Origin of the sequence: Pseudomonas sp. KBS0707, assembly GCF_005937945.2 — a bacterium.
GTDB lineage: Bacteria > Pseudomonadota > Gammaproteobacteria > Pseudomonadales > Pseudomonadaceae > Aquipseudomonas > Aquipseudomonas amygdali.
Genome location: NZ_CP041754.1, coordinates 5,729,826 through 5,756,135, shown reverse-complemented (window position 1 = coordinate 5,756,135; position 26,310 = coordinate 5,729,826). Strand labels below are relative to the sequence as shown.

Below are 26,310 nucleotides of genomic sequence, written 5' to 3'. Positions count from 1 at the left end.
GAAATGTCCAAGAAGATTTTCGTAACCGACACCATCCTGCGTGACGCTCACCAATCATTGCTGGCGACCCGCATGCGTACCGAGGACATGCTGCCGATCTGCGACAAGCTCGACAAGGTCGGTTACTGGTCGCTGGAAGTCTGGGGCGGCGCGACCTTCGATGCCTGCGTGCGTTTTCTCAAGGAAGATCCGTGGGAGCGCTTGCGTCAACTGCGCGCGGCCTTGCCCAATACCCGGTTGCAAATGCTCCTGCGCGGCCAGAACCTGCTGGGCTATCGGCATTACAGCGATGACGTGGTCAAGGCGTTCGTCGCCAAGGCGGCGGTGAATGGTATCGATGTGTTCCGTATTTTCGATGCCATGAACGATGTGCGTAACCTGCGCGTTGCCATCGAAGCGGTAAAAGCTGCGGGCAAGCATGCGCAGGGCACCATCGCTTACACCACCAGCCCGGTGCACACCATCGAAGCGTTCGTCGCACAGGCCCGGCAGATGGAAGCGATGGGCTGCGATTCGGTGGCGATCAAGGACATGGCCGGTCTGCTGACTCCCTATGCAACGGGTGAACTGGTCAAGGCGCTGAAAGCCGAACAGTCGCTACCGGTGTTCATTCACTCCCACGACACCGCAGGCCTGGCTGCCATGTGCCAGCTCAAGGCCATTGAAAGCGGCGCGGATCATATTGATACGGCGATCTCCAGCTTTGCCTGGGGCACCAGTCATCCGGGCACAGAGTCGATGGTTGCGGCGCTCAAGGGCAGCGAGTTCGACACCGGGCTGGACCTGGAGCTGTTGCAGGAAATTGGTCTGTATTTCTACGCGGTGCGTAAGAAGTATCACCAGTTCGAAAGCGAATTCACGGCGGTCGATACCCGTGTGCAGGTCAATCAGGTGCCTGGCGGGATGATTTCCAACCTGGCCAATCAGCTCAAGGAGCAGGGCGCGCTCAATCGCATGGGCGAAGTGCTGGCTGAAATTCCGCGCGTGCGCAAAGACCTCGGTTATCCACCGCTGGTAACGCCGACCTCACAGATCGTCGGTACTCAGGCGTTCTTCAATGTGCTGGCTGGCGAGCGCTACAAGACCATCACCAATGAAGTGAAGCTTTATCTACAGGGCGGTTATGGCAAGGCGCCGGGGCCGGTGGATGAAAAGCTGCGTCGTCAGGCCATTGGCAATGAAGAACTGATAGATGTTCGCCCGGCCGATCTGCTCAGGCCGGAGATGACCAAGCTGCGTGCCGATATCGGCGCACTGGCCAAATCCGAAGAGGACGTGCTGACGTTTGCCATGTTCCCGGACATCGGCCGCAAGTTTCTTGAAGAGCGTGCAGCTGGAACGCTGACGCCGGAAGCGCTGCTGCCGATTCCCGAAGCCGGAAGCGTGGCCAGAGCGGGCGGCGAGGGCGTGCCGACCGAGTTCGTGATTGATGTGCACGGCGAAACCTATCGGGTCGACATCACCGGCGTGGGCGTCAAGGCCGAGGGCAAGCGCCACTTCTACCTGTCCATCGATGGCATGCCGGAAGAAGTGGTGTTCGAACCGCTCAACGAATTTGTCGGCGGCGGTGCCAGCAAACGCAAGCAGGCTCATGCACCGGGCCACGTCAGCACCACCATGCCGGGCAATATCGTCGATGTGCTGGTCAAGGAAGGCGATATGGTCAAAGCAGGGCAGGCGGTATTGATCACCGAAGCCATGAAGATGGAAACCGAGGTCCAGGCGTCGGTCGCGGGCAAGGTTGTGGCGATTCACGTTGCCAAGGGCGACCGCGTCAATCCGGGTGAGGTTCTGGTCGAGATCGAAGGCTGACCGGGCACATACAGATAATTCAACGATTTACCTCAGGGAAGCACTCGTGGCTTCCCTTTTTTTATTCTGTGCAGGCGGGCCCGGTTGTCACCGCTATCGTTGCGCACGCTCCGGCGTGGGAATGCCGTTCTCGACGCTCTGCGTCCTCAGGATCAGCGAAACGCCTCAAGCCCTTTGATCTGCTGCCCGTCCGCGAAGTTATCCACAGCCAGCCAGCATTCAAAGGCCTTCTGCAATTCAGGCCATTCGCTGTCGAGTATCGAGTACCACGCTGTGTCCCTGCTCTGGCCCTTGACTACCATGTGCTGGCGGAAGGCGCCTTCGTAGCTGAAGCCGAAACGTTGGGCTGCGCGTTTGGAACGGGCGTTGTTGGCGTTGCACTTCCATTCCAGGCGGCGATAGCCCAGCGTGAATGCTTCCCTGGCCAGCAGGTAAATGGCTTCGGTGCCTTTGGGGGTTCGTTGCATGGCCGCGCTGAAAGTGACATGACCTATTTCGATACGCCCGTGGGCGGCGACGATCGACATCAGGCTGATGACACCTTCGGCTTTACCGGTCTGCTGATCGACGACCGTATAAAACCATGGGTCGGACGCGACCTGATGCCCGGACAGCCATGCATCAAAGGCACTGCGCTCGATAAAAGGCCCGTAAGGGAGGTAATCCCACAGTTTCGGGTCGGCATTCGGGCCCTGAAGCGCAGCCCACAAGTCATCGGCGTGACGTGTGGCATCGAGTTTTTCCAGGCGAATGAAACGGCCTGTCAGTGTGTTGGTTGTGGGCAATGCAGCGGCTTGCCAGTCCAGCAGAGTGTCGGACATCAATCACTTCCTGTTTCAGAGCGCTTTGCGAAATTGTATAAGGCCAGGCCGTTCGGCAATCCTTTCGTACAACTGAATGGCCGTGGCGTTGGTTTCGTGGGTCAGCCAATGCACCTTGTCGCAACCGTCTGCCTTGGCCGTGGCGTAAACAAACTCGATCAGCTGCCTGCCAATGCCTGTTCCGCGTTGTTCGGGCGCGACAATCAGGTCCTGCAGGTAACAGGCATTGTTGATGCTCCAGTTGGAGCGATGGTAGATGAAGTTCACCATGCCCACCGCTTCGCCATCCAGCCAGGCCAGCGCCGAGTGGGTCGGCTCGTGCGAATCCACAAGGCGTTGCCAGGTGACGTCGCTGACGCCTTCGGCCAGCTCGGTATTGTAGAAGCGCAGATAGGCCTGCCATAGCGGCAGCCAGGCTTTATGGTCGTTGACAGTAACGACGCGAATCCGGACATCGGTCAAAACGTTCTCCCTGCGCTCATCAAACGAGCGATTTGCTGGTCGTTTGCATTCTCGCTTGCTGCGAGGCCGTCGCGTACACCGGCCATGTCCGAAGCGCTGCGGTTCTGGCTGAGTTTGCGTTTGCCTTGCAGCCGCTGCACGGGAATTGCAAACCCTGCAATCGCTCCCAGCATTTTTGCAATGTAGTCCGCAGGTGCATCCTCGATTGACCAGGGTTGCGGGCGGCTGGATTCATGGCGATGGGTCAGGTCAGCCAGCAATTGGTGCAGTTGCGCTGCATCGGTAAAAACCGTGGCCTGCCCATAGGCATGCACGGCCAGATAATTCCAGGTAGGTACAACCTTGCCGTGTTCTGCCTTGCTCGGGTAGAAAGACGGGCTCACATAGGCATCGCCGCCGGGAAAAATCACCAGCGCCTCGACACCTGAGTTCAACTGCTGCCACTGTGGGTTGGCTCTGGCCAGATGCCCGTAAAGCGTGCCGTGCGGACCTTCATCGCGGCGCAACAGCAGCGGCAAGTGAGTCGCGTGCAATCCTTCTTCACCCTGTGTGACAAGAATAGCCAGGCGAGTTTGATCCATCTGCTCGTGCAGGCTGAGCGTGTCGTTTTCCTTGAAGGCAGCAGGTATGTACATGGTCATGTTCCTTGGCTGATGAAACGATCGTAGGCAAGGTATTGGTCTGATGTAAGATCCATTTTTTATAATTTTCATGGGACCAATTCATGCCCATCGCCCCTGTCGCGTTTCCACCCACGCTTACCGGCATTGAGCTGGACCCGAATCACGGCTTGAGCAAGCAGCTCTACGAGATTTTGCGCCAGCAAGTGCTGGATGGGCGCTTGAGTGGCGGCATGCGTCTGCCCGCCAGTCGCGATTTGGCGCATTCACTGGGCATCTCCCGTAACAGCGTCATACGGGCCTATGACCAGCTGTATGCCGAGGGTTTTATTGAAGGGCGCGTTGGCGACGGTACGTATGTTGCGCAGCTGTCTGAACGAAGCGCTGCGCCTCGACGGCAGAGCCGTAAAAAACTATCCACCAACTTACCCACAGGTGTATCCACAGGTTTACACACAGGTTTGTCCACAATTGCGGCGGAAATGCCGTCGAATTGTTCCGGCGAAGTTATCCACAGCCCGACACGCGTGCTGCTCGAAAAGCATCATTTGCACGAGCCGCCGACGGGTAGGCCGCGGGCTTTTCGGGTAGGCGTTCCAGCCTTCGATCTTTTTCCGTTTGCCTTGTGGGGCAAGCTGTATGCGGCCTTTTGGCGCAAGCCGGACCTTGTTCAACTGGGTTACGGCACCGCTGCGGGAGATTCGCGGCTGCGTGAGTTGATTGCCGTTTATCTTCGTTCATCGCGTGGGCTGCATTGCACGGCTGAGCAAATTGTGATCACCAGCGGCGCGCAACATGCAATCAGCCTTTGTGCACAGTTGCTTTTGACGCCGGGCGATGGCGTTGCTATGGAAAATCCAGGCTATCGCGCGGCGGGTCATGCGTTTGCACTGGCAGGTGCGCGATTGCACGGCGTGCCTGTGGATAACGAGGGCATGCGTTGCGCTGATCTTGAGCAGGCCGATTGCAGATTGGCGTACGTGACCCCTTCGCATCAGTACCCGACTGGCGTAGTCATGAGCCTGGCACGGCGCCTGGAGTTACTGGCCTGGGCCGAGAGGCACCAGAGCTGGATTGTCGAGGACGATTACGATGGGGAGTATCGGTACAGCGGTTCGCCATTGGCCCCGTTGGCTGCGTTGGAGCAGAGTGGTCGAGTGCTCTATGTCGGCACATTCGGAAAAGTCGCCTTTCCGGCGCTGCGCCTGGGGTATCTGGTTCTGCCTGAGCAACTTGTCCGCCCGTTCAGCCAGCGCAAGGCGGTAGACATGCGCCATACCGAGATTGGCGTGCAGGCGGTCATGGCGCAATTCATTGCGTCGGGGCATTTCCAAAGACACATCCGTCGTATGCGTCGCGCGGCGCTGAGTCGTCGCAATGCGCTGCTGGATAACTGGCCTGCCGACATAGCAGGGTGCGCTGCAATGCCCAGGGTGGTTGCAGGGCTGCATGTGATGGTCAAGGTAGACAGTGTCGCGCGTGAGCAGGCACTGATTGCCAAGGCTGGTAGCGTTGGCGTCGAGATGAATGCCTTGAGTGATTACTGGCTGCCCGACTCCAGTGAGCCTGTGGATAACCGCGCCGGGCTGGTTTTGGGTTTCGCCGCCGTGCCCGAGGTCGAGATTGCCGATGCATTGAACAGGCTGCGCAAGGCCTGGTCCGAGTAGTCCAGCTGGCAGGCGTATAATCTGCACTTTCTGTTACTTGTCCTGAGATACCCATGAACAACTCTCTTACTGCAACACCCGGACGCAAGTTCGGCGCGCCGCTGGCTGCGCTGTTCCTGCTGCTGATGGGCGCCCAGTTTCTGCTGCTCAGTGTCGGCACCCGCCAGGTAATGCTGTGGATCGTCGGTGCAGCGCTGGGCGTGACGCTGTATCACGCGGCATTCGGCTTCACCTCGGCGTGGCGGGTGTTTATCCGTGAGCGGCGCGGTGCGGGTTTGCGGGCGCAAATGGTCATGCTGGCGGTGGCTGTGGTGCTGTTTTTCCCTGCGCTGGGTGCTGGCACGCTGTTCGGTCAGCCCGTTACCGGACTGGTTGCGCCGGTCGGAATTTCGGTCGTCGTGGGGGCGTTCATCTTCGGTATCGGCATGCAACTGGGCGGTGGCTGTGCGTCCGGTACGTTGTTCACCGCAGGTGGCGGCAATGCACGCATGCTGGTGACGCTGCTGTTTTTCATCCTCGGTTCGTTGATTGCGACCCATCACGTCGACTGGTGGTTTGCCCTGCCTTCGTTCCCGGCAGTTTCGGTGGTCAAGACCTTCGGCGTATTGCCTGCGCTGATCGTGAATCTCGCTCTGTTCGCCTTGATCGCTTTCATAACCGTGAAGCTCGAAAAGCGGCGTCATGGACAGCTTGAAACGCCGGTTACCACTGACCATCGTGGGTTGAGCCGGGTGCTGCGCGGGCCATGGGTTCTGGTCTGGGGCGCTGTCGCGCTGGCGCTGCTCAATTACGCAACACTGGCGCTGGCGGGTCGTCCGTGGGGCATCACCTCGGCGTTTGCGCTATGGGGCGCGAAGGTAGCCAGTGGTCTGGGTGTGGACGTCGGCAGCTGGGTGTTCTGGCAGAGCGCGGCGAATGCCAAGGCGTTGGCGGCTCCGGTGTGGGAAGACGTCACCAGTGTGATGGACATCGGCATCATGCTCGGTGCCTTGCTGGCGGCAGGGCTGGCCGGCCGTTTTGCGCCGAGCCTGGACATTCCCACGCGCTCGCTGGTTGCTGCGGTCATCGGCGGGTTGCTGCTGGGTTATGGCTCTCGACTGGCCTACGGCTGCAACATCGGCGCGTACTTCAGCGGTATTGCCTCGGGTAGCCTGCACGGCTGGCTATGGCTGGTTGCAGCCTACGCCGGTAACGTGATCGGCGTGCGCTTAAGGCCGATTTTCTTTGCTGGCGAACGCCCGCAAGTGGCGCTGACTGGCTGCTGAGGAAGTCTGTAACCCCAAGATAAAGCGGGTCGTTTGCGAACCATCTGCCGGTTTGGCATTCAAAGGCCATGCGGCAGATGTCAGCCTGCGATTCGCTTATTTTTCGATGGGGTAGTTCTTTTGCAGCAAACGATCATTTCGAAAATCCGTTTTCTCGGCAAGACCATCGGTTACGTGGGTTGGTCGCTTTTCTGGTTGTTGATTTGGGATGTGATCGTCACGGTCGACTTCATGCTGTATCTGGAGCGCAAGATCACGTTGCCTTCCATGCCGTTGACCCTGCTGGGCTCGGCACTTGTGGTCCTCACCAGCTTTCGTAATTCCAGCGCCTACAACCGCTGGTGGGAAGCACGAACGTTGTGGGGCGCGCTGGTCAATAGTTCGCGCAGCTTCGCTCGGCAGGTGTTGACGCTGGTCGAGGATGACGACGGGATCAACCCGGTCAAGGCCACGCTGTTGCGTCGCCATGTTGCCTACGTGAAATGCCTGTCCGCGCACCTGAAGGGCGCCAAATGTGGTGATGAGGTTCAGATGCTGATTCCTCGCGAGGAATTCGAACGTCGTCACGACACCAACAACTTTCCCAACGACCTGCTCAATACGTCGGCTGCGCTGTTGGCCAAGGAGTATCAGGCGGGGCGACTGGACAGCATTCGTCTGGCGCGTCTTGAGTCGACCATGGTGGACATCTCCAATTGCCAGGGCGGTATGGAGCGTATTGCCAACACACCATTGCCTTATCCGTACGTCGCTTTTCCGCGTCTGTTCATCACACTGTTCTGCCTGATCGTACCGATTGGCCTGGTGGAGACCCTGGGCTGGTTCACGCCGTTGGCATCAACCGTAGTGGGTTTCATGCTGTTAGCCATCGAAAAGATCGGCACCGACCTGCAGAGCCCGTTCCGTGCCAGCGAACATGAGATTCAGATGACGGCATTGTGCGAAAACATCGAGCGTAATCTGGATTCGATGCTCAGGGGCGCGCAGGAAGAAAGCAAGGCTTCGTAAAGAGGGTGAGGCGTTGCGCGTGTGCAGAACGCCTCGGATAACGCAGAGATTGCGGTGGCTTAACGCAGCTCGCCACACAGGTCCAATTCGACCAGCCGCCTGACTTCCTCGGTCGTCAAGCTTGCCCCCAGCAGTGCATGCAGTTTGCCAAGCGCTGCCTCACGGGTCATGCCGCCACCGGAGAGCACGCCTGCACCGCGCAGACGGCTCCCCGCTTCGTAGACATCCAGCTCGACACCACCTTCGTGGCACTGGGTAATCGCCACCACGCAGATACCAAGCGCTCGTGCATTTTCCAGGCTGGCCAGAAACTGCGGATCATCACTTGGCCCGGTGCCGCTGCCGAAGCACTCAAGCACCAGACCCCGAATACCGCTGTTGATCAGACCGTCCAGCTGAGCTGCGCCGACGCCGGGAAACAGCGGCAACACGGCGACCTCTGCAAGCGTCTTCGCCTGCCGGTAGTTCAGTGCATCGGGCAGCGAAACCACCGCATGACCGCCACGCGAGCGTTGCAGCGGTGCGAACGGTTGACGACCGAAGCTGCGAATTTTCGCGCAGCGCACAGGCGTCATCAGTTGCCCGTGGAAATACAGCTGAACGCCTGACACCAGACCCGAACCCAGCGCCAGCAGGGCACCGTTGACGTTTTCCCAGGCATCGCTGTCCTGCACGCCGGCAGGCAGCATAGAGCCGGTGAACAGCACCGGTGCGCTGAACCCCAGCAACTGGAAGCTCATCGCCGCTGCGCTGTACGCCAGGGTGTCGGTGCCATGCAGCACCAGAACAGCATCGCAGCCATCGACCTCCACCGCCTCGATCACCGCCTCACGCAGGCGCAACCAGTAGGAAGGGGTCATGTTGGCGCTGTCGATCAGCGGCGACATCTCGCGAAAGCGCCACTGCGGCACCCGCAGTTCCGGGTGCTCGGCCAGTTGCCCGGCCATCCGCGCCTCGAAACCCGAGGCGGGTGCCAGGCCGTTGGCGCTGGCCTGCATGCCGATGGTGCCGCCGGTGTAAAGAACCATGACGCTCTGAGCGGGTTTATGTGCATGATCAGTCATGGTTGTTCTCCGGCGTAAGGTCGCGTTGGTTATCGTGCTTCGGGTACAGGCTTGGCGGCCGCTTCGGCGTCCTGTGTCGACTGACGGGTCGGATTGGCTGGCCATGCGTTGCGATCCAGGTCCAGATCAGGGAACTGGCTGGAATCGAACACCGGCGTCTTGATGCCAGCCCGACGCTGCGAATCGTAGTCGTTCAGAATGCGCTTGACGACTTTGAACAGCATGGCGAGTGCGATCAGGTTAACGAACGCCAGCATGGTCATGGTGATGTCGGCGAACGCCAATACATCTTTCAGGTCGACGACGGCACCCCACATGATCAGTACCAGCACCGCGATACGGTAGATGATGATGGTCTGGATCTTCTCGCCAAACAGGAACCGCAGGCTGTTTTCACCCAGGTAGTAGTTGTAGAGAATCGAGGTGAAGACGAACAGTGCTAGCGCCACGCTGATGAAGATTCTGCCCCAGTCACCGACCACTGCGGCCAGCGAGTTCTGCGCCAGAACGATGCCGTTGCCGTCGTAACCGATGTCGTAGATACCGGACAGCAGGATCAGCAAGGCGGTGCAGGTGCAGATCACGAAGGTGTCGAGGAACACGCTGAACGCCTGAACCACGCCTTGTGCAACCGGGTGCTCTACATGCGCCACGGCAGCCACGTTGGGCGCACTGCCCAGACCGGCTTCGTTGGCGAACACGCCACGCTTGACGCCCATCACGATAGCGCTGCCGATCAGGCCGCCGAATACCGGGTCAAGACCGAAGGCGCTTCTGACGATGGTCATCAGCATGCCGGGAACGTGGTCGATCTGCAGAACGATGACGTAGATGGTGACCGCGATGTAGATCAGGGTCTTGACTGGAACCAGCAGGTCGGAAATTGCCGCGATACGCTTGATGCCGCCGACGAAGGCCAGACCCAGCAGCACGACCAGACAGATGCCGGTGGTTCGGGTGTCGATGTTGAACGCGCTTTTCAGCGAGTCGGTCACGGCGTGGGATTGCAGGCCGTTGAAGGCAAAACCGAAGGTCACCAGCAACAGTACGGCCATGACCATGCCTAGCCAGCGCTTGCCCAGACCGTGCTGGATGTAAAACGCCGGACCGCCGCGGAACTGTCCTTCGGAATCCTTGCGTTTATAGAGCTGGGCGAGCGAACACTCGATGAAACTGCTGGACATGCCGACCAGTGCGGTGACCCACATCCAGAATACGGCGCCCGGACCGCCCAGCGTTACGGCAATGCCGACGCCTGCGATGTTGCCTGCTCCGACGCGGCCCGCAAGGCTGAGCATCAGGGCCTGGAACGAACTCAACTGACCCGCGCTGCTGCGCAGACTGTCGCGAAAAACCGAGAACATGTGGAAAAAGTGTCGAAACTGAACGAAACGCGAGCGGATCGTGAAGTAACTACCTAGGCCAACGATAAGTACGATCAGTACCTTACCGGAGAGAAAGTCGTTAATCATTTCCAGCATTTTTGTTATTCCTCGCTACTTTTGAGGGGGCGCACTATACCGGTGCAAAGTTTTTACGTCTGTAGTCGCTTTCTTGGACGTCTGATTCTTCATTCGCGACGATGAATGAATACTTCCACGGATTACTCCGCCAAAGTGGGGTGCCGAAGGCTCTGGGTCCAGTGTCGGAGCCCTTTGCTGCAGGCAAAAAAAAGGGTCTGGAGAATCACTCCCAGACCCTCAAAAAATTGAGGGGTGTCTAGGCCCTCAATCTGGTGAGCTTGGTGCGCAGGTCATTTCCTGTCAGGCCTTCAAGGGGGCCAGACGCGGAGCGATCATGTTTTCCGGGCGCAGGATGTCGTCGAGCATGGCATCGTCGAGCAGACCTTCCTCACGCACCAGTTCCAGCACGCCGCGGCCGGTTTCCAGCGCGATGCGGGCGATACGGGTGGAGTTTTCGTAACCGATGTAGGGGTTCAGTGCGGTCACCAGGCCGATCGAATGCTCGACCAGCTCGCGGCAGCGCTGTTCGTTGGCCGTGATGCCCACAATGCAGTGTTCGCGCAGCATGTCCATGGCGCGCTGCAACAGGCGGATAGAGTCGAAGATCTTGTAAGCGATCAGTGGCTCCATCACGTTGAGCTGCAATTGTCCGCCTTCAGCGGCCATGGTCAGCGACAGGTCGTTGCCGATGATTTCGAAAGCAACCTGATTGACCGCTTCCGGGATTACCGGGTTGACCTTGCCGGGCATGATCGAGCTGCCGGGCTGGCGTGCCGGCAGGTTGATTTCGTTGATCCCGGTGCGCGGGCCGCTGGACAGCAGGCGCAGGTCGTTGCAGATCTTCGACAGCTTGACCGCAGTACGCTTGAGCATGCCCGAGAACAGTACGAACGCGCCCATGTCGGAGGTCGCTTCGATCAGATCGGCTGCCGGCACCAGCGGCTGACCGCTGATGAGCGCCAGACGATCGACCGCCAGCTTCTGATAGCCGGGGTCGGCGTTGATGCCGGTACCGATGGCGGTTCCGCCCAGGTTCACTTCGGTCAACAGCTCGGGTGCCAGGCTGCGCAGGCGGTTGAGGTCTTCGGTCAGGGTGGTGGCAAAGGCGCGGAATTCCTGACCCAGGGTCATTGGAACGGCGTCCTGCAACTGGGTGCGGCCCATCTTCAGCACATGGTTGAATTCTTCGCCCTTGGCGGCGAAGGCCTGAATCAGGCTGGACAGGCTGGCGAGCAGGGCGTCGTGACCCAGCAGCAGACCCAGACGGATCGCGGTGGGGTAGGCGTCGTTGGTCGACTGCGCCATGTTGACATCGTTGTTGGGGTGCAGGTGTTTGTATTCGCCTTTCTCGAAACCCATGGTTTCCAGAGCGATGTTGGCGATGACTTCGTTGGCATTCATGTTGGTGGACGTGCCGGCGCCGCCCTGAATCATGTCCACCACAAACTGATCGTGGAAGTCGCCACGGATCAGGCGGGCGCAGGCCTCGCTGATCGCCGCATGCTTGGCGTCATTGAGGTGTCCGAGCTGATGGTTTGCATCTGCTGCCGCCTGCTTGACCATGGCCAGCGCGACTACCAGTTTCGGGTAGTGCGAAAGCGGCACGCCGGAGAGGTGAAAGTTGTTCACCGCTCGCAGGGTCTGGATGCCGTAGTAAGCGTTGGCAGGTACTTCGAGAACACCAAGCAGGTCTTTTTCGATGCGCGATGATGCAGGCGAGGACATGATAAAAGAAGTCTCAAAAAGGCACGGACAATGCCGGAACGCCGCGAATAGTGGGCTTCCCACCCCGTCTTGACCAATGCTGTTAAACGCTGGCCTATGCAATAACGGCATAATCAGGGTGTGACCCGGATTCCGTTAAGTGCGTAAAGGGGGCAAAATGTCGCACCCGGACGCTGCTTCGGCGGCCTTGCCAGAGCCGTCTGGCCATGTATCCGCAGCGCGTTGCCGGTCGTCCCACTGCGGTCGTTTCAAGCCGGGTGCGTGCAGGGCATGCGCAATTGCCTGTCGAAGCCGTCATCCATTGTCCGGGAGGACCTGATGAATCTGGAAAGCAAATGGCTGGAGGATTTCAGCGCCCTGGCGGCCACCCGCAGCTTTTCTCAGGCCGCCGAGCGTCGTTTCGTGACTCAGCCAGCGTTCAGTCGGCGTATCCGCAGTCTTGAGTCGGCCTTGGGGCTGACGCTGGTCAATCGCTCGCGCACGCCCATCGAACTGACGGCTGCCGGGCAGCTGTTTCTGGTCACCGCGCGTACTGTGGTCGAGCAACTGGGCGAAGTCGTGCGCCATCTGCATCATCTGGAAGGTGGGCAGGGCGAGGTGATGCAGGTTGCTGCGGCACACTCGCTGGCGTTGGGGTTCTTTCCGCGCTGGATTGCCCAGCTACGTAACGAAGGGCTGAACATTGCCACCCGGCTGGTGGCCACCAACGTTGGCGATGCCGTACACGCGTTGCGTGAAGGTGGCTGCGATCTGATGCTGGCGTTCTATGATCCTGACGCCGCGCTGCAAATGGACGCTGAAATCTTCCCCTCGCTGCATCTGGGCCATACCGAGATGTTGCCGGTCTGTGCGGCAGATGCCGATGGGCAGCCGTTATTCGATATGGAAGGCGAGGGCAGTGTGCCGTTGCTTGCCTACAGCGCCGGGGCCTTTCTCGGGCGCTCGGTGAATCTTCTGCTGCGTCAGCGCAACCTGCGGTTCACAACGGTTTACGAGACGGCGATGGCCGATAGCCTGAAAAGCATGGCACTGGAAGGGCTGGGCATCGCCTGGGTTCCGCAACTGAGTGTGCGCGCCGAACTGGCGCGCGGTGAACTGGTGGTGTGTGGCGGGCCGCAGTGGCATGTGCCGCTGGAGATTCGCCTTTACCGTTGCGCTCTGGTACGCAAGGCCAATGTGCGCCTGCTGTGGCGCAAGCTCGAGAGTGCAGCGTCGCCGGGCGAAGCATAAAAACGGCCTGTTGTGATGCATGACAACAGGCCGTTTGCTCAGCGAACAGATATGTTATCGACGTATTTGCGAATCAATTCCTTGTTGGCATCGCTGAAGTAATAGCAGGGGATGATAGAGGTGGTGGAATATCCCCACATAGTCGTCTGGCATGGAAAACCGCTAGCCGCCTCATGCGTAGCGCCAAACAGGTGGCCGATCTCATGCGGCAGCGTGTTGTAATCTTTCAGGGACGCCATCGCGACGTGATGGCTTGTTGCTGCAACGCCGTGTAACGTCCCGTGGATTTTATTGGAAGTCACCAGCAGGTATTTATGGCGCTCGGACGGGCGTGGCAGGTTTTTAGCGTCTGCGTAAGCGGTGCTCGTCTGAAATAGCCTGTATAACGACTGTTCACCCTCCTCCCCACGATAGGCGAAGTCTGTAAGGCCCGGTTCGTCGTTGATGAATGTGACCGTTGTCCTGCGCCCCGTGATTTCCTGCAACTGAGCGAGAAAGGGATTCAAGTAGTTGTCACCCAGTTCAGCGCGTTCATATTTTGTCAGTTGATCGTGCATGATCACGAACAGTCCCAGATTGGGGCCGTCGGCGCTGGCAAATGGCAGGTAAAAAAGACGGCAAGTGACAGCCAGACTTTCAGTTTGTTTTTCATTGGTACGTTCTCATCCTTGAGAGTCAGGTTAGATCGCGACTTCAATGTCGCGCTTCCAGTTAAACAAATACTGTCCGGGCCTGACAGGCCCGCTATATGGCTTAGCGTCGTAGGGCAAGGCCTTTCATGTTGTAAGGCGCGCTGGTTAACGTGTTGGAACTTCAGTGTGTCCGGCTCCAGGGCACGGCTTGCGTCGATCTCTGGCGGTGCTGCTGACAGAAGGTGATCGCAGGTGCTTTAAACTCACCACTTTGCGGTATACTGCGCGGCCTTTGGCCGGCTAAATCGGTCACTATTCGTACAACAAGCCACGCCGGTTCCCCTGCGTGGCTTGTTGTTTTCAGACGCGCCTGCGGGCGCCCGATGAGAGGCACGACGATGAGCGCACTGGTTGGCGTGATCATGGGCTCCAAGTCCGATTGGTCCACCCTTAGCCACACTGCCGACATGCTGGAAAAGCTCGGCATCCCTTATGAAGTCAAGGTGGTGTCAGCTCACCGCACGCCGGACCTGCTGTTCCAGTACGCCGACGAAGCAGAGGGCCGTGGCATTGAAGTGATCATCGCCGGTGCTGGCGGTGCTGCTCACTTGCCTGGCATGTGTGCCGCCAAGACCCACCTGCCTGTGCTGGGCGTTCCGGTGCAGTCGTCGATGCTGTCGGGGGTCGACTCCCTGCTGTCGATCGTGCAGATGCCTGCGGGTATTCCGGTAGCGACCCTGGCCATCGGCAAAGCGGGGGCGATCAACGCTGCGCTGCTTTCGGCCAGTATCCTGGGCGCCAAACACCCTCAATTCCACGCAGCGCTGAAGAAATTCCGCGCTGAGCAGACAGACAGCGTCCTGGACAATCCAGACCCACGCCACGCCTGAGGTTTTTCCATGAAGATCGGTGTAATCGGTGGCGGCCAGCTCGGCCGCATGTTGGCATTGGCAGGTACGCCGCTGGGTATGAACTTCGCCTTTCTCGATCCCGCGCCGGATGCCTGTGCTGCTGCACTTGGCGAGCATCTGCGTGCCGATTACGGCGATCTGGACCATCTGCGTCAGTTGGCTGATGAAGTCGATCTGGTGACTTTCGAGTTCGAAAGCGTTCCGGCCGAGACCGTGGCGTTTCTGTCGCAGTTCGTACCGGTCTATCCGAGCGCCGAGGCGTTGCGCATTGCGCGTGACCGCTGGTTTGAAAAAAGCATGTTCAAGGATCTGGGCATTCCGACGCCCGCATTCGCCGATATTCAGTCGCAGGCCGATCTGGATGCTGCGGTGGCCAGCATTGGCCTGCCTGCGGTGCTCAAGACCCGCACGCTGGGTTATGACGGCAAGGGCCAGAAGGTCCTGCGCTCGGCAGCAGACGTGACCGATACATTCGCCGAGCTGGGCAGCGTGCCTTGCCTTCTGGAAGGCTTCGTGCCGTTCACTGGCGAAGTGTCGCTGATCGCCGTTCGCGCACGTGATGGCGAGACCCGGTTCTACCCGCTGGTTCACAACACGCACGACAGCGGCATCCTGCGCCTGTCCATCGCCAGCACCGATCACCCATTGCAGGCACTGGCCGAAGACTACGCCGGTCGTGTCCTGAAGCAGCTGGATTACGTGGGCGTGCTGGCATTCGAGTTCTTTGAGGTCGACGGCGGCCTGAAAGCCAACGAGATTGCGCCGCGCGTCCACAACTCCGGTCACTGGACGACCGAAGGCGCCGAGTGCAGCCAGTTCGAGAACCACCTGCGGGCGGTTGCCGGTCTGCCGCTGGGCTCCACAGCCAAGGTCGGCGAGAGCGCCATGCTCAACTTCATCGGTGAAGTGCCAGCAGTGGACAAGGTCATCGCCGTCGAAGATTGCCACCTGCACCACTACGGCAAGGCGTTCAAGGCTGGCCGCAAAGTAGGACACGCTACGCTCCGCAGCGTTGACCGCGCTACGCTGGATCGTCAGGTGAAGCTGGTTGAAGCGTTGATCAAGGGCTGATCAGGCCCGCGGCTATCGTGCCAATGCTCTGCGCTCGACGTAATACACAAATCCAACTGACTATCGTGCCAATGCTCCGCGTTGGCATGCATTGGGTGACGCTCCGCGTCACGAAATGCATTACCACGCGGAGCGTGGGAACGAGAATTAGCGGGGTGTCAGCCCTGTTTAGCCGTTCTGCGCTATCGCCAGGCCCTGTCATTCATGAAGAATTCTCCACCCCGAAGCAAACTGTCCATTGCGCCGGAACCATTCCCTGCCGCTGTTCTCAGATAGCAGTAGGTCGGGGCTGCTCATTAGCCCAGGCATATTCACTTAATACAGAGGGGAATGGCATGGGTATCATTGGAACCATCTTTATCGGCCTGATCGTTGGTCTGCTGGCTCGCTTCCTGAAGCCGGGCGACGACAGCATGGGCTGGATCATGACCATCGTACTGGGTATCGCCGGCTCGCTCGCAGCCACTTATGGTGGTCAGGCGCTGGGTATCTATCAAGCGGGCGAGGGTGCAGGTTTCCTCGGCGCGTTGGTAGGTGCAATCATCCTGCTGGTTATCTACGGCATGATCAAAAAGAAATAACGTTTAATGTTCAGCCCTCTGTTCTGCGCGGCACAGAGGGCTAGAATGCGCGGCAACTCTTCCTTCTTTGCCGAGCTTTATCATGCGCCGCTTTTTGTTGATGACTCTTCTGCTGCTGTCCGGGCTTGCACACGCCCAGTTGCCGGAAACCGACTGGCTTGAGTTGATGCCCAAGTCCGATCAAAAAGCCCTCGAAGCCATGCCCGAGATTGACCACAACTCTCCGGAAGCGATGGGCACGTTCGACAGCAAGGGTGGCTTGAAGCAGAGCAAGGGTTTGCCAGCGGTCATGTATTCGACCAAGACCGTCCCGGCAATGAACGGCAAGACCATTCGTCTTGGCGGTTACCCTGTACCCCTCGAAACCGATGCCAAGGGCCACAGCACGCTGTTCTTCATCGTGCCCTATCCAGGCGCCTGCATTCACGTTCCGCCACCGCCGCCCAACCAATTGGTGCTGGTGCGTTACCCCAAAGGCCTGAAACTGGATGATATCTACACACCACTGTGGGTAGAAGGAACCCTGAAAATCGAGAAGGTCAGTAACGATCTGGCTGATGCTGCGTATGCGATGGATGCGTCAAAGGTCCGCGTTGTGGTTGAGTCGGACCTTTGATGGGGTTGATCAATAACTGATCAGAGCGCCTCGCTCCAGATACTCACACCCAGAACATGCATCTGGTCGGGGGCCAGCGTCACCACATCGTCCAGCACGTTGGCCGTTTCGACGCAGACCATGCGCTGCCAGCCATCTGCTGCCATGTCGGTGAATTTACCGGTTTTCTCGATCCACGGGTTCCACAGGATGGCTGATTTCGAGCCGGTGCTGCGGATATGGATGCGGCGCTGCCATTGGGGGTCAACGATGCTGAGCACACCCGGCGTATCCTTGTAGATACGGTCGGTTTCGCCAGTGAACGTCAGGTCGCCGGCCTGTTCACGTTCTTCCCAGTTTGCCAGGGTTTCGATGTAGCGCAGGCCGTCTAGCCCTTCGACGCTGACCTGACGAACATCGCTGACGGCGAAATAGGTGTGCAGCGCCTGGCTGATAACGACAGATTCTGTGCCGCAGTTGTAGCTGACCAGGCTGACGTTCAGGGCATGGTCCAGACGGATGCTGAGTTTCAGGGCGACGTTGTGCGGCCAGCCTGGCAGGTGGCCTTCGGCTTCCGGAAGGACGAACTCCACCAGCAGTGCATCGCCATCTGCTCCGATCCCCAGCAACTGCCAATCCAGCGCTCGCACTTCACCATGCGCCTTGGCAGGTTCGCTGCTGTCGCGCATTGCCTGCACGCTTTGCGGGTTGCGTTCCAGGTTACCGAACCACGGCCAGCAGATGGGCATGCCCGCGCGAATGGGTTTGCCTTGCTTGAAAACCGCCTCTTCATTCAGCCACACCAGAGGCTGCTGTCCGGCCACTTGATAGCTGAGGATATGCGCGCCCTGCTGCGCAACCAGCAGCTCTGCTTCGCCGTGGCGAATACGCCAGCAGTTCAGTTCGTCGTACTGGACAGATTCAACGTTGGGTTCAACCGGGGATGTTGGCATGCAAAGTTCTCACTCAATGACCGTGACGAAAATAGACCGCTTCACGCAAGGTGAGTTTAACCGGGCAGCCATCCTTGGGTTGAGCAACCAGTTACCGCCGTGCGGGAACTGAGCGTGTCCGCCCGCTGGAATCTATGGCCACGAACACGAATGCGGCCTCAGTGACCTTGCGCCATTCGCTGGTGAGCGGGTCATCGCTCCACACTTCGACCATCATCTTGATCGAGGTGCGTCCGACTTCCAGGGTGCGGGTGTAAAAGGAAAGCTGCTCTCCAACTGCGACCGGGACCAGAAACGCCATGCGATCAATCGCCACGGTCGCTACACGGCCGCCGGCCACTTTACTGGCCATGGCTGTACCCGCCAGGTCCATCTGGGAGACCAGCCAGCCGCCGAAGATGTCGCCAAAGCCATTGGTTTCGCGGGGAAGGGCGGTAATTTGCAGTGCAAGGTCGCCTTGCGGAGTTGGATCTTCTTGTTCGAGCTCGATCATGCCTAGGGTGCCTCTGACCCATGACTCTCATTATTGTATGCCGCGGTTAACAGGCGCCATTCAAAACCATGCGCATGAACATTGTGTGTTCAGTGCCGGTGTGGCCCATAGAGAAACTCTGCGAAACCCGCTGATTCAGACGTTTTCGCACAACTTCCCAGTGCTGCTGACGACTTGCGAGTATATCGGGCGTTGCGTCATAGAACGACCGTCTGGTTTCCATTTTGTAATGATGCAGTTCTTGACATGTGTTTTTGAGAGCAATTTGCTATCTTGCTGGACCTCTACAGGTGACAAGACTGCCTGTACACGCAATTTTGGTGCCTATCTGCGCCTTTGCCCTCGACAATCGCTTCTGCACGGCACCCCGCAGCAGCCAGCGTTGCTGTCGCTTGCCCCTTTTTAAAGAACAAGTAAAGAGAAGCCTTGTCATGTCATCTGTTCCTTCAAGTTCCACGCAGCCTGCGCGGCCTTTGACCCGCAGCGATTACAAAACCCTTTCGCTGTCTGCTTTGGGTGGCGCGCTGGAGTTCTACGACTTCATCATTTTCGTGTTTTTCGCGGCGGTGGTCGGCAAGCTGTTTTTCCCGGTGGACATGCCCGACTGGCTGCGCATGATGCAGACGTTCGGCATTTTCGCCGCCGGTTATCTGGCGAGGCCGCTGGGCGGCATTATCATGGCGCACTTCGGCGATCTGCTGGGGCGCAAGAAAATGTTCACGCTGAGCATTTTCATGATGGCGGTGCCGACCCTGATCATGGGTCTGCTACCGACCTACGCACAGATCGGCATGTGGGCGCCGATTCTGCTGCTGTTGATGCGCGTCATTCAAGGTGCCGCCATCGGCGGTGAAGTGCCTGGCGCCTGGGTCTTCGTGTCCGAGCATGTGCCTGCACGGCGTGTCGGGTATGCCTGCGGCACCCTGACCGCAGGGCTGACAGCGGGCATCCTGCTGGGCTCGCTGGTCGCTACGGCGATCAACAGCATCTATACCCCGGTCGAGGTATCGGATTACGCCTGGCGTATCCCTTTCCTGCTGGGTGGCGTGTTCGGCCTGATGTCGGTGTATCTGCGTCGCCTGCTGCATGAAACGCCGGTGTTCGCCGAACTGCAACTGCGCAAGGCACTGGCCGAAGAGGTGCCGCTCAAGGCGGTGCTGCGTGATCATTGTGGCGCCGTTGCGCTGTCGATGCTGATGACCTGGTTGCTGTCTGCCGGCATCATCGTCGTGATCCTGATGACACCGACCATCCTGCAAACCATTTATGGCTTTCCGGCCGCTACCGCGCTGAAAGCCAACAGCCTGGCGATTGTCTTCCTGAGCGTAGGTTGCATCGCTGCGGGCGCGCTGGCGGATCGTTTCGGCGCAGGCTGGGTGTTTCTGCTGGGCAGCGCAGGTTTGCTGGTCAGTTCCTGGACGTTCTATCACATCCTCGGCAGCCATCCGGAAGTGCTGTTCCCGCTGTATGCCGTGACGGGCCTGTTCGTTGGCACTATCGGCGCGGTTCCTTATGTCATGGTCAAGGCGTTCCCGCCCATGGTGCGTTTCTCCGGGCTGTCGTTCTCCTACAACCTGGCATACGCCATTTTCGGGGGGCTGACGCCGATGGTGGTGACGTTCATGCTCAAGAGCAGCCCGATGGGCCCGGCCTGGTATGTCGCGATTCTCTGCGGCCTGGGTATGGCAATCGGCGTGTTTTTGCTCACCAGAAAGCGTTGATCAGCACCCACTGGTAAAACGCTCAAGGTATCCGCTACAGCGAAAGGCTATCTCCCTGCGAGGGGCGATGGCCTTTTCATCTTATTGTCATAATCAATTCATAGAGTAGTCACAAGACTGGCCCAAAAGGCTTGTGGACACCTACATACCCTGCCAGGAGCGCAAGGATGACACTCAAGCGTTTGATGGCTGCACTGATATGGGGTGCCGCCAGCGCGACGGCAGCCAATACGCTGGCTGCCGTCGACCCTGCCATCAAGGCCTATACCAGGACCTCCGGTGTGTCGGGCAATCTCTCCAGTGTCGGCTCCGATACTCTGGCAAATCTGATGACCCTGTGGGCCGAGGCCTACAAGAAAGAATACCCGAGCGTGAACATCCAGATTCAAGCGGCCGGCTCCTCCACGGCGCCACCCGCGCTGACCGAGGGCACGGCCAATCTGGGCCCGATGAGCCGCAGGATGAAAGACGGCGAATTATCTGCTTTTGAGCAGAAACACGGCTACAAACCGACCGCTATTCCGGTCGCTGTGGACGCATTGGCCGTTTTCGTGCACAAGGACAATCCGATCAAGGGCCTGACCCTGCAGCAGGTGGACGCAATCTTTTCCGCGACCCGGCTGTGTGGTGCCAGGGCGGATGCGAAAACCTGGGGTGATGTCGGCGTGACCGGCGATCTGGCAGGCAAACCGATCCAGTTGTTCGGTCGTAACTCGGTGTCGGGCACTTACGGTTACTTCAAGGAAGAAGCCCTGTGCAAAGGCGATTTCAAAGCCAACGTCAACGAACAGCCTGGTTCCGCCTCGGTCGTCAGCGCCATCAGCAATTCGCTTAACGGCATTGGCTACTCAGGCATCGGTTACAAGACATCCAACGTCAGAACTGTGCCGCTGGCGAAGAAGGAAGGGGGCGAGTTTGTCGAAGACAGCGAAGCCAATACCCTGAACGGCAGTTATCCACTGTCGCGCTTCCTTTATGTGTACGTGAACAAGGCGCCGAACCAGTCCTTGGCGCCGCTGGAGGCCGAGTTTGTAAAACTGGTGCTGTCGAGACAGGGCCAGGAAGTGGTGATGAAGGACGGTTATATCCCGCTGCCCGCCCGTGTCGTCGAGAAGACGCTGGCCGATCTTGGCCTGCAGGGCGCGGCCGGCGTGGCGGTAAAGTAGTCACGTACGCTTTGGAGCGGGGCTCAATGGACTGGCCTGCATACAAATTGAACAGTCCGCCGCCGGTTTCGCAGGCAGCGGGCTTTCTTGCGTCACCTTGCTGTAATGTTTCTGTCATACAAGGCGTCTACGGTGTGTGCGCATGAATGAGCTGTTCAAATCGACGATGGACCAAAGCTCGCCTCCAGCGCGTATTGATTTCAATACGCCTGCGATGGTGAGAAAGCGTCGTGTCCGTGCGTTCAAGGATCGCCTCACTCACTGGTACGTCGCTATTGGTGGCCTTGCCGTTCTGGCGGCGATCACACTGATCTTCTTCTATCTGGCCTATGTCGTCGCGCCGCTCTTCAAAGGCGCAAGCCTCACCTCCGAACCCGTGCTGAATACCGCCTGGATGCAGGATGCGGGTGCGCCGTTGATGATCGCAATCGAAGAGCAGAACCAGATCGGGATGCGCATTTCCGACAAGGGTGAAGTCATCTTTTTCAACGTCAAGGATGGCGCAGAGCTGCATAAGGTTGCCTTGCCACTGCCCGCTGGCGTGTCCGTCGCTTCCATCGGCAAGGATCAGCCCGGCGCGCCATTGATAGCCCTGGGACTGTCCAATGGCCAGGTGCTGGTGTTCAGGCACTCGTACCTGACGACCTACCCGAACAATCAGAAAACCATCACCCCGAGCGTGGCCTGGCCCTACGGCGAAGCGCCTTTGGTGCTGAATGAGGCCGGTCGTGCAGTCGAGCATGTGACCGTCAGTGCCGATGGCGACAGCCTGAAGCTGGCAGGGTCTACCGGTACTCAGTTGCACGTTATTTCGCTCGAGCAGAAAGAAAACATGATGACCGGCGAGATGACGCGTGAGCAGACGCGCATCGAGCTACCGCAGATGTCGGCCGCCGTTAAAGCGATTTACATCGACCCTCGCCAGCAATGGTTGTATGTCATCAATGGTCGCGCTCAGGCGGATGTGTTCAGCCTGCGCGACCGAACCCTCAATGGCCGCTATAAATTGCTGGAAGACGGTAACGCCGAGATCACGGCGAGTGCCCAACTGGTCGGCGGTATTTCGCTGATCATTGGCAACTCAAAGGGCAGCATGTCCCAGTGGTTCATGGCCCGGGACACTGACGGCGAGCAGCGCCTGATGCGCATCCGCGACTTTAAAATGGGCAGCGCACCTATCGAGCAGATCAAGGCCGAACAGCGGCGCAAGGGCTTCATTGCTCTGGACGCCTCGGGAAAGCTTGGCGTGTTCCATAGCACCGCGCACCGAACCTTGCTGATCGACAAGGTAACTGACGGTCCCGGCATTCTGGCGTTATCGCCGCGCGCCAACCGGGTTCTGATCGAAAGCGCTGGCAAGCTGTTGCCGCTGGCGCTGGACAACCCGCACCCGGAAGTCTCCTGGAGCTCGCTATGGGGCAAGGTCTGGTATGAGAATTACGACGAGCCCAAGTACGTTTGGCAATCCACGGCGTCCAACTCCGACTTCGAGCCGAAGCTGAGCCTGGCACCGTTGACCTACGGCACCCTGAAAGCGGCGTTCTACGCCATGCTGCTGGCCGCGCCGCTGGCCGTGGCTGCCGCGATCTACACCGCCTACTTCATGGCGCCGGGCATGCGCCGCAAGGTCAAGCCGGTGATTGAATTGATGGAAGCGATGCCGACGGTGATTCTCGGTTTCTTTGCCGGATTGTTTCTGGCGCCGTACCTGGAAGGTCATTTGCCGGGCATCTTCAGTTTGCTGCTACTCACGCCGATCGGCATTTTGCTGGCAGGCTTTTTCTGGACCCGTCTGCCTGACTCGCTTCGCCTGCGTGTGCCCGATGGCTGGGAAGGCGCGATCCTGATTCCCGTTGTGCTATTGGTGGGCTGGTTTTCACTGAGCATGAGTCCGCACCTGGAGAGCTGGTTCTTCGGCGGCGACACGAGCACATGGATCCGCGACCAACTGGGCATCACCTACGATCAGCGCAACGCGTTGGTGGTCGGCATTGCAATGGGTTTCGCGGTGATCCCCAACATCTATTCAATTGCCGAAGACGCCGTGTTCAGCGTGCCGCGCAGCCTGACACTGGGCTCTCTGGCGCTGGGCGCAACGCCGTGGCAGACCCTGACGCGTGTAGTCATTCTGACCGCCAGCCCCGCTATTTTTTCGGCCTTGATGATCGGTATGGGCCGGGCGGTGGGGGAAACCATGATTGTGCTGATGGCGACCGGCAACACGCCGATCATGGACATGAATCTGTTTGAAGGCATGCGCACGCTGGCGGCCAATGTCGCGGTGGAGATGCCGGAGTCGGAAGTGGGCGGCAGCCATTATCGGGTGCTGTTTCTGGCGGCCTTGGTGCTGTTGATGTTCACCTTCGTGATGAACACCCTCGCAGAGTTGATTCGTCAGCGACTGCGCAAGCAATACTCGGCGTTGTAAGGAAGGTAGGCGTTGGTGAAGCGGAACTCCCTCAAGAGCTGGTTCAAAAGCGGCGCCCCTGGCGTCTGGATGAGTGCGGGTGCCGTATCCATCGCTGTCATCATGACCATCGGCCTGCTGGCGGTGATCGCCGTGCGGGGTCTTGGGCACTTCTGGCCAACTGACCTGGTGGTCGCACGTTATGCGGTGCCCAATCAGGAATCGAGTGTGCTGGTCGGTGAGCGGGTCGAGCAGGAACAGGTTCCTCGTGCGCGTTTGAAAAGCGCGGGTCTGCCGGTGCCTGACCAAGGGCCGGAGTTCATGACCCGTGAGCTGTTCAAGGTTGGCAACCGTGACCTCAACCCCAGCGATTTCACCTGGGTTGTGGGCGACTGGCTGACCGACCAGAGCCGTCCTGCCGAACTGATGACACTGGAGCGCCGGGAGTGGGGCAATTTCTACGGCTATCTGGTCAACGTCAAGGAGGATGGCCGGATAGTGGCACAAGGCGAAGCTGCCTGGCCGATCCTGCAAGAGCGCATCAAACGCGTCGAAAAGCTGGCTGACGAACTCTACATTCTGGAAAAGAAAGACATCGGGGCCATCAATCACGGTATCGAGCGCCTGCGTCTGCAGGCCCGCAAGCTGGAACTCAATGGCCGGCTCGATGCCGCTGCGCAAGCTGACATGGCTGCAGAACGTGCCGAGCTGGAGGCGCGTTACAAGGTCATCGAGGGGCGTCTGGACGGCCTGCATGAGGCTTTTGATCGCGACAGCCTGACGGCCCGCGATGGCAATGGCAAAGAAATCGAACTCAGCCTGGGCAAAGTGGTGCGTGCTTACCAGCCCAACGCGATGGGCACCGTTACCAAGCTGGGTTTCTACTTCCAGAAACTGTGGGAATTTCTCAGTGACGACCCTCGCGAAGCCAACACCGAAGGGGGTATTTTCCCGGCTATCTTCGGCACGGTGATGATGACCCTGATCATGGCAGTGATCGTGACGCCGTTCGGTGTGCTGGCAGCGGTTTACCTGCGCGAGTACGCGCGTCAGGGGCCGGTTACCCGGCTGATCCGCATTGCGGTGAACAACCTGGCCGGTGTGCCGGCGATTGTGTACGGCGTGTTCGGCCTCGGGTTTTTCGTTTATGTGCTCGGCGGCTCGGTAGACCGGCTGTTCTTTCCTGAAGCGCTGCCAGCCCCGACGTTTGGTACGCCAGGCCTGTTATGGGCCTCGCTGACCCTGGCGCTGCTGGCCGTGCCGGTGGTGATCGTGGCCACCGAAGAAGGGTTGGCGCGTATTCCGCTGACCCTGCGCGAAGGCTCGCTGGCGCTGGGCGCGACCAAGGCCGAGACGCTGTGGAAGATTGTATTGCCAATGGCCAGCCCGGCAATGATGACCGGCCTGATTCTGGCGGTTGCGCGTGCTGCCGGGGAAGTTGCGCCATTGATGCTGGTGGGCGTGGTCAAACTGGCCCCGTCGCTGCCGCTGGATGGCAACTATCCTTATCTGCATCTCGATCAGAAGATCATGCACCTGGGTTTCCACATTTACGACGTCGGCTTCCAGAGCCCGAACGTCGAGGCGGCACGCCCGCTGGTCTACGCCACCGCGCTGTTGCTGGTGCTGGTCATCGCCTTGCTCAATCTCTCGGCTGTGAGTATCCGTAACCATTTGCGGGAAAAATATAAGGCGCTCGACAATTGATCCCGAATTCGCCCTTTGGCAAACGCAGCCGTTCGATGAAGCGAATCGTTCGCACAGGAGCAATCCATGCAGCATGAAAGCCCGACTCACGGCATGAACATGTCGGCCCTGAGGCGTCACAAGCAACGCCTGGATCTGGCCGATGAGACCGTGGCCATCGAAGTGCCGGGTCTGAATCTGTTCTATGGCGACAAGCAGGCGCTGTTCGATATTGCCCTGAATATCCCCAAGCAGAAGGTGACCTCGTTCATCGGTCCGTCCGGTTGTGGCAAGTCGACCCTGTTGCGCAGTTTCAATCGCATGAACGATCTGGTCGATGGCTGCCGCATTGAAGGCGCAATCAACCTGTACGGTCACAACATCTACACCAAAGGCGAGGAAGTTGCTGAATTGCGTCGGCGCGTCGGCATGGTGTTCCAGAAGCCGAACCCGTTCCCCAAGACGATTTATGAAAACGTGGTCTACGGGCTGCGTATTCAGGGGATCAACAAGAAGCGCGTGCTCGATGAAGCTGTCGAGTGGGCGCTGAAAGCCGCTGCGCTCTGGGATGAAGTCAAGGATCGACTGCATGAGTCGGCGTTGGGGTTGTCCGGAGGGCAGCAACAGCGTCTGGTCATTGCCCGAACGATCGCCGTGGAGCCGGAAGTCCTGCTGCTCGACGAACCCTGTTCGGCACTTGACCCGATTTCGACCCTTAAAGTCGAAGAACTGATCTACGAACTGAAATCGAAATACACCATTGTGATCGTTACGCACAACATGCAGCAGGCGGCTCGGGTGTCGGATTACACCGCGTTTATGTACATGGGCAAACTCGTCGAGTTCGGTGATACAGATACCTTGTTCACCAACCCGGCAAAAAAACAGACAGAAGACTACATCACCGGTCGTTACGGCTAGGACGTGCTTCGTCAGACCTGAACCACCGCTGCGTTT

The 26,310-nt window shown here is 59.0% G+C and carries 22 protein-coding genes and 1 pseudogene; 14 read left to right on the top strand and 9 right to left on the bottom strand.

Going from position 1 to position 26,310, the window contains the following annotated elements; genetic code table 11:
- Nucleotides 1–3: 3 nt before the first annotated feature.
- Nucleotides 4–1,812: a sodium-extruding oxaloacetate decarboxylase subunit alpha gene (gene oadA, locus FFH21_RS27775; protein WP_004667159.1), complete on the top strand. Its 1,809-nt coding sequence runs from the start codon at nucleotides 4–6 to the stop codon at nucleotides 1,810–1,812.
- Nucleotides 1,813–1,964: 152 nt separating this feature from the next.
- Here oadA and FFH21_RS27770 read toward each other — a convergent pair whose 3' ends face one another.
- The 3 genes from FFH21_RS27770 to FFH21_RS27760 are packed head-to-tail and all read right to left on the bottom strand — an operon-like array spanning nucleotide 1,965 to nucleotide 3,730.
- Entirely contained in the window at nucleotides 1,965–2,633 is a 669-nt protein-coding gene (locus FFH21_RS27770; RefSeq protein ID WP_004659106.1) for a GNAT family N-acetyltransferase, read from the bottom strand.
- A 15-nt stretch (nucleotides 2,634–2,648) separates the two neighbouring features.
- On the bottom strand, nucleotides 2,649–3,095 hold the full coding sequence (locus tag FFH21_RS27765) for a GNAT family N-acetyltransferase (protein ID WP_004659104.1): 447 nt from the start codon (nucleotides 3,093–3,095) through the stop codon (nucleotides 2,649–2,651).
- A complete protein-coding gene (locus FFH21_RS27760) occupies nucleotides 3,092–3,730 on the bottom strand; it encodes an FMN-binding negative transcriptional regulator (protein WP_004667158.1) in 639 nt (212 codons plus the stop codon). Before FFH21_RS27760 ends, FFH21_RS27765 begins: the two co-directional genes overlap by 4 nt.
- A gap of 89 nt (nucleotides 3,731–3,819) precedes the next feature.
- On the opposite strand from FFH21_RS27760, the gene FFH21_RS27755 reads away from it, so the two are divergent.
- The 3 genes from FFH21_RS27755 (at nucleotide 3,820) to FFH21_RS27745 (ending at nucleotide 7,655) form a co-directional block, all read left to right on the top strand.
- Nucleotides 3,820–5,382: a PLP-dependent aminotransferase family protein gene (locus FFH21_RS27755; protein ID WP_011169907.1), complete on the top strand. Its 1,563-nt coding sequence runs from the start codon at nucleotides 3,820–3,822 to the stop codon at nucleotides 5,380–5,382.
- A gap of 53 nt (nucleotides 5,383–5,435) precedes the next feature.
- Nucleotides 5,436–6,647 (top strand): YeeE/YedE family protein, encoded by a 1,212-nt coding sequence (locus FFH21_RS27750; protein ID WP_004659099.1) that lies wholly within the window; start codon nucleotides 5,436–5,438, stop codon nucleotides 6,645–6,647.
- Between the two features lie 120 nt (nucleotides 6,648–6,767).
- Entirely contained in the window at nucleotides 6,768–7,655 is an 888-nt protein-coding gene (locus tag FFH21_RS27745) for a bestrophin family protein (protein ID WP_004659096.1), read from the top strand.
- A gap of 59 nt (nucleotides 7,656–7,714) precedes the next feature.
- Here the strand turns inward: FFH21_RS27745 and FFH21_RS27740 are convergent, their stop codons facing one another.
- The 3 genes from FFH21_RS27740 to aspA all read right to left on the bottom strand — a co-directional run bounded on the left by FFH21_RS27740 (nucleotide 7,715) and on the right by aspA (nucleotide 11,907).
- Entirely contained in the window at nucleotides 7,715–8,719 is a 1,005-nt protein-coding gene (locus FFH21_RS27740) for an asparaginase (protein ID WP_004659093.1), read from the bottom strand.
- A gap of 29 nt (nucleotides 8,720–8,748) precedes the next feature.
- Complete coding sequence (locus tag FFH21_RS27735) at nucleotides 8,749–10,200, bottom strand: sodium:alanine symporter family protein (RefSeq protein WP_005744886.1); 1,452 nt, start codon at nucleotides 10,198–10,200, stop codon at nucleotides 8,749–8,751.
- Between the two features lie 282 nt (nucleotides 10,201–10,482).
- A complete protein-coding gene (aspA, locus tag FFH21_RS27730) occupies nucleotides 10,483–11,907 on the bottom strand; it encodes an aspartate ammonia-lyase (protein WP_003432831.1) in 1,425 nt (474 codons plus the stop codon).
- Between the two features lie 318 nt (nucleotides 11,908–12,225).
- Here aspA and FFH21_RS27725 point away from each other — a divergent pair, with 318 nt between their 5' ends.
- A complete protein-coding gene (locus tag FFH21_RS27725) occupies nucleotides 12,226–13,137 on the top strand; it encodes a LysR substrate-binding domain-containing protein (protein ID WP_002555901.1) in 912 nt (303 codons plus the stop codon).
- 38 nt (nucleotides 13,138–13,175) lie between these two features.
- Here FFH21_RS27725 and FFH21_RS27720 read toward each other — a convergent pair.
- A pseudogene (locus FFH21_RS27720) lies at nucleotides 13,176–13,789 on the bottom strand (reprolysin-like metallopeptidase).
- 378 nt (nucleotides 13,790–14,167) lie between these two features.
- On the opposite strand from FFH21_RS27720, the gene purE reads away from it, so the two are divergent.
- The 4 genes from purE (at nucleotide 14,168) to FFH21_RS27695 (ending at nucleotide 16,948) form a co-directional block, all read left to right on the top strand.
- Nucleotides 14,168–14,659 carry a 5-(carboxyamino)imidazole ribonucleotide mutase gene (purE, locus tag FFH21_RS27715; RefSeq protein WP_002555898.1) on the top strand — a complete coding sequence of 164 codons (492 nt, stop codon included), beginning with the start codon at nucleotides 14,168–14,170 and terminating at the stop codon, nucleotides 14,657–14,659.
- Nucleotides 14,660–14,668: 9 nt separating this feature from the next.
- Nucleotides 14,669–15,751 (top strand): 5-(carboxyamino)imidazole ribonucleotide synthase, encoded by a 1,083-nt coding sequence (locus FFH21_RS27710; RefSeq protein ID WP_011169903.1) that lies wholly within the window; start codon nucleotides 14,669–14,671, stop codon nucleotides 15,749–15,751.
- Between the two features lie 335 nt (nucleotides 15,752–16,086).
- Nucleotides 16,087–16,332 (top strand): GlsB/YeaQ/YmgE family stress response membrane protein, encoded by a 246-nt coding sequence (locus tag FFH21_RS27700; protein WP_002555896.1) that lies wholly within the window; start codon nucleotides 16,087–16,089, stop codon nucleotides 16,330–16,332.
- 82 nt (nucleotides 16,333–16,414) lie between these two features.
- Nucleotides 16,415–16,948, top strand: coding sequence for a DUF3299 domain-containing protein (locus FFH21_RS27695; RefSeq protein ID WP_002555895.1), 534 nt, complete (start codon nucleotides 16,415–16,417; stop codon nucleotides 16,946–16,948).
- A gap of 20 nt (nucleotides 16,949–16,968) precedes the next feature.
- Here the strand turns inward: FFH21_RS27695 and FFH21_RS27690 are convergent, their stop codons facing one another.
- Both FFH21_RS27690 and FFH21_RS27685 read right to left on the bottom strand, forming a co-directional pair.
- Complete coding sequence (locus FFH21_RS27690) at nucleotides 16,969–17,880, bottom strand: D-hexose-6-phosphate mutarotase (RefSeq protein WP_004666602.1); 912 nt, start codon at nucleotides 17,878–17,880, stop codon at nucleotides 16,969–16,971.
- A 91-nt stretch (nucleotides 17,881–17,971) separates the two neighbouring features.
- Nucleotides 17,972–18,373: an acyl-CoA thioesterase gene (locus FFH21_RS27685; RefSeq protein ID WP_002555893.1), complete on the bottom strand. Its 402-nt coding sequence runs from the start codon at nucleotides 18,371–18,373 to the stop codon at nucleotides 17,972–17,974.
- 431 nt (nucleotides 18,374–18,804) lie between these two features.
- On the opposite strand from FFH21_RS27685, the gene FFH21_RS27680 reads away from it, so the two are divergent.
- From FFH21_RS27680 to pstB, 5 genes are all read left to right on the top strand, one after another.
- Entirely contained in the window at nucleotides 18,805–20,094 is a 1,290-nt protein-coding gene (locus FFH21_RS27680; protein ID WP_011169902.1) for an MFS transporter, read from the top strand.
- Between the two features lie 167 nt (nucleotides 20,095–20,261).
- Entirely contained in the window at nucleotides 20,262–21,260 is a 999-nt protein-coding gene (locus FFH21_RS27675; RefSeq protein ID WP_054073056.1) for a phosphate ABC transporter substrate-binding protein PstS family protein, read from the top strand.
- A 142-nt stretch (nucleotides 21,261–21,402) separates the two neighbouring features.
- Nucleotides 21,403–23,688 (top strand): ABC transporter permease subunit, encoded by a 2,286-nt coding sequence (locus FFH21_RS27670; protein ID WP_041924682.1) that lies wholly within the window; start codon nucleotides 21,403–21,405, stop codon nucleotides 23,686–23,688.
- 69 nt (nucleotides 23,689–23,757) lie between these two features.
- Complete coding sequence (pstA, locus tag FFH21_RS27665) at nucleotides 23,758–25,374, top strand: phosphate ABC transporter permease PstA (protein ID WP_011169899.1); 1,617 nt, start codon at nucleotides 23,758–23,760, stop codon at nucleotides 25,372–25,374.
- Between the two features lie 66 nt (nucleotides 25,375–25,440).
- Nucleotides 25,441–26,274 (top strand): phosphate ABC transporter ATP-binding protein PstB, encoded by an 834-nt coding sequence (gene pstB, locus FFH21_RS27660; protein WP_011169898.1) that lies wholly within the window; start codon nucleotides 25,441–25,443, stop codon nucleotides 26,272–26,274.
- Nucleotides 26,275–26,310 lie beyond the last annotated feature (36 nt).

Bases quoted from the DNA above. Each gene is read 5' to 3' on its own strand.
- oadA (WP_004667159.1), top strand. From the start codon at position 4: ATGTCCAAGAAGATTTTCGTAACCGACACCATCCTGCGTGACGCTCAC.
- FFH21_RS27770 (WP_004659106.1), bottom strand. From the start codon at position 2,633: ATGTCCGACACTCTGCTGGACTGGCAAGCCGCTGCATTGCCCACAACC.
- FFH21_RS27760 (WP_004667158.1), bottom strand. From the start codon at position 3,730: ATGTACATACCTGCTGCCTTCAAGGAAAACGACACGCTCAGCCTGCAC.
- FFH21_RS27755 (WP_011169907.1), top strand. From the start codon at position 3,820: ATGCCCATCGCCCCTGTCGCGTTTCCACCCACGCTTACCGGCATTGAG.
- FFH21_RS27750 (WP_004659099.1), top strand. From the start codon at position 5,436: ATGAACAACTCTCTTACTGCAACACCCGGACGCAAGTTCGGCGCGCCG.
- FFH21_RS27740 (WP_004659093.1), bottom strand. From the start codon at position 8,719: ATGACTGATCATGCACATAAACCCGCTCAGAGCGTCATGGTTCTTTAC.
- FFH21_RS27735 (WP_005744886.1), bottom strand. From the start codon at position 10,200: ATGCTGGAAATGATTAACGACTTTCTCTCCGGTAAGGTACTGATCGTA.
- aspA (WP_003432831.1), bottom strand. From the start codon at position 11,907: ATGTCCTCGCCTGCATCATCGCGCATCGAAAAAGACCTGCTTGGTGTT.
- FFH21_RS27725 (WP_002555901.1), top strand. From the start codon at position 12,226: ATGAATCTGGAAAGCAAATGGCTGGAGGATTTCAGCGCCCTGGCGGCC.
- purE (WP_002555898.1), top strand. From the start codon at position 14,168: ATGAGCGCACTGGTTGGCGTGATCATGGGCTCCAAGTCCGATTGGTCC.
- FFH21_RS27710 (WP_011169903.1), top strand. From the start codon at position 14,669: ATGAAGATCGGTGTAATCGGTGGCGGCCAGCTCGGCCGCATGTTGGCA.
- FFH21_RS27700 (WP_002555896.1), top strand. From the start codon at position 16,087: ATGGGTATCATTGGAACCATCTTTATCGGCCTGATCGTTGGTCTGCTG.
- FFH21_RS27695 (WP_002555895.1), top strand. From the start codon at position 16,415: ATGCGCCGCTTTTTGTTGATGACTCTTCTGCTGCTGTCCGGGCTTGCA.
- FFH21_RS27690 (WP_004666602.1), bottom strand. From the start codon at position 17,880: ATGCCAACATCCCCGGTTGAACCCAACGTTGAATCTGTCCAGTACGAC.
- FFH21_RS27685 (WP_002555893.1), bottom strand. From the start codon at position 18,373: ATGATCGAGCTCGAACAAGAAGATCCAACTCCGCAAGGCGACCTTGCA.
- FFH21_RS27680 (WP_011169902.1), top strand. From the start codon at position 18,805: ATGTCATCTGTTCCTTCAAGTTCCACGCAGCCTGCGCGGCCTTTGACC.
- FFH21_RS27675 (WP_054073056.1), top strand. From the start codon at position 20,262: ATGACACTCAAGCGTTTGATGGCTGCACTGATATGGGGTGCCGCCAGC.
- FFH21_RS27670 (WP_041924682.1), top strand. From the start codon at position 21,403: ATGAATGAGCTGTTCAAATCGACGATGGACCAAAGCTCGCCTCCAGCG.
- pstA (WP_011169899.1), top strand. From the start codon at position 23,758: ATGAGTGCGGGTGCCGTATCCATCGCTGTCATCATGACCATCGGCCTG.
- pstB (WP_011169898.1), top strand. From the start codon at position 25,441: ATGCAGCATGAAAGCCCGACTCACGGCATGAACATGTCGGCCCTGAGG.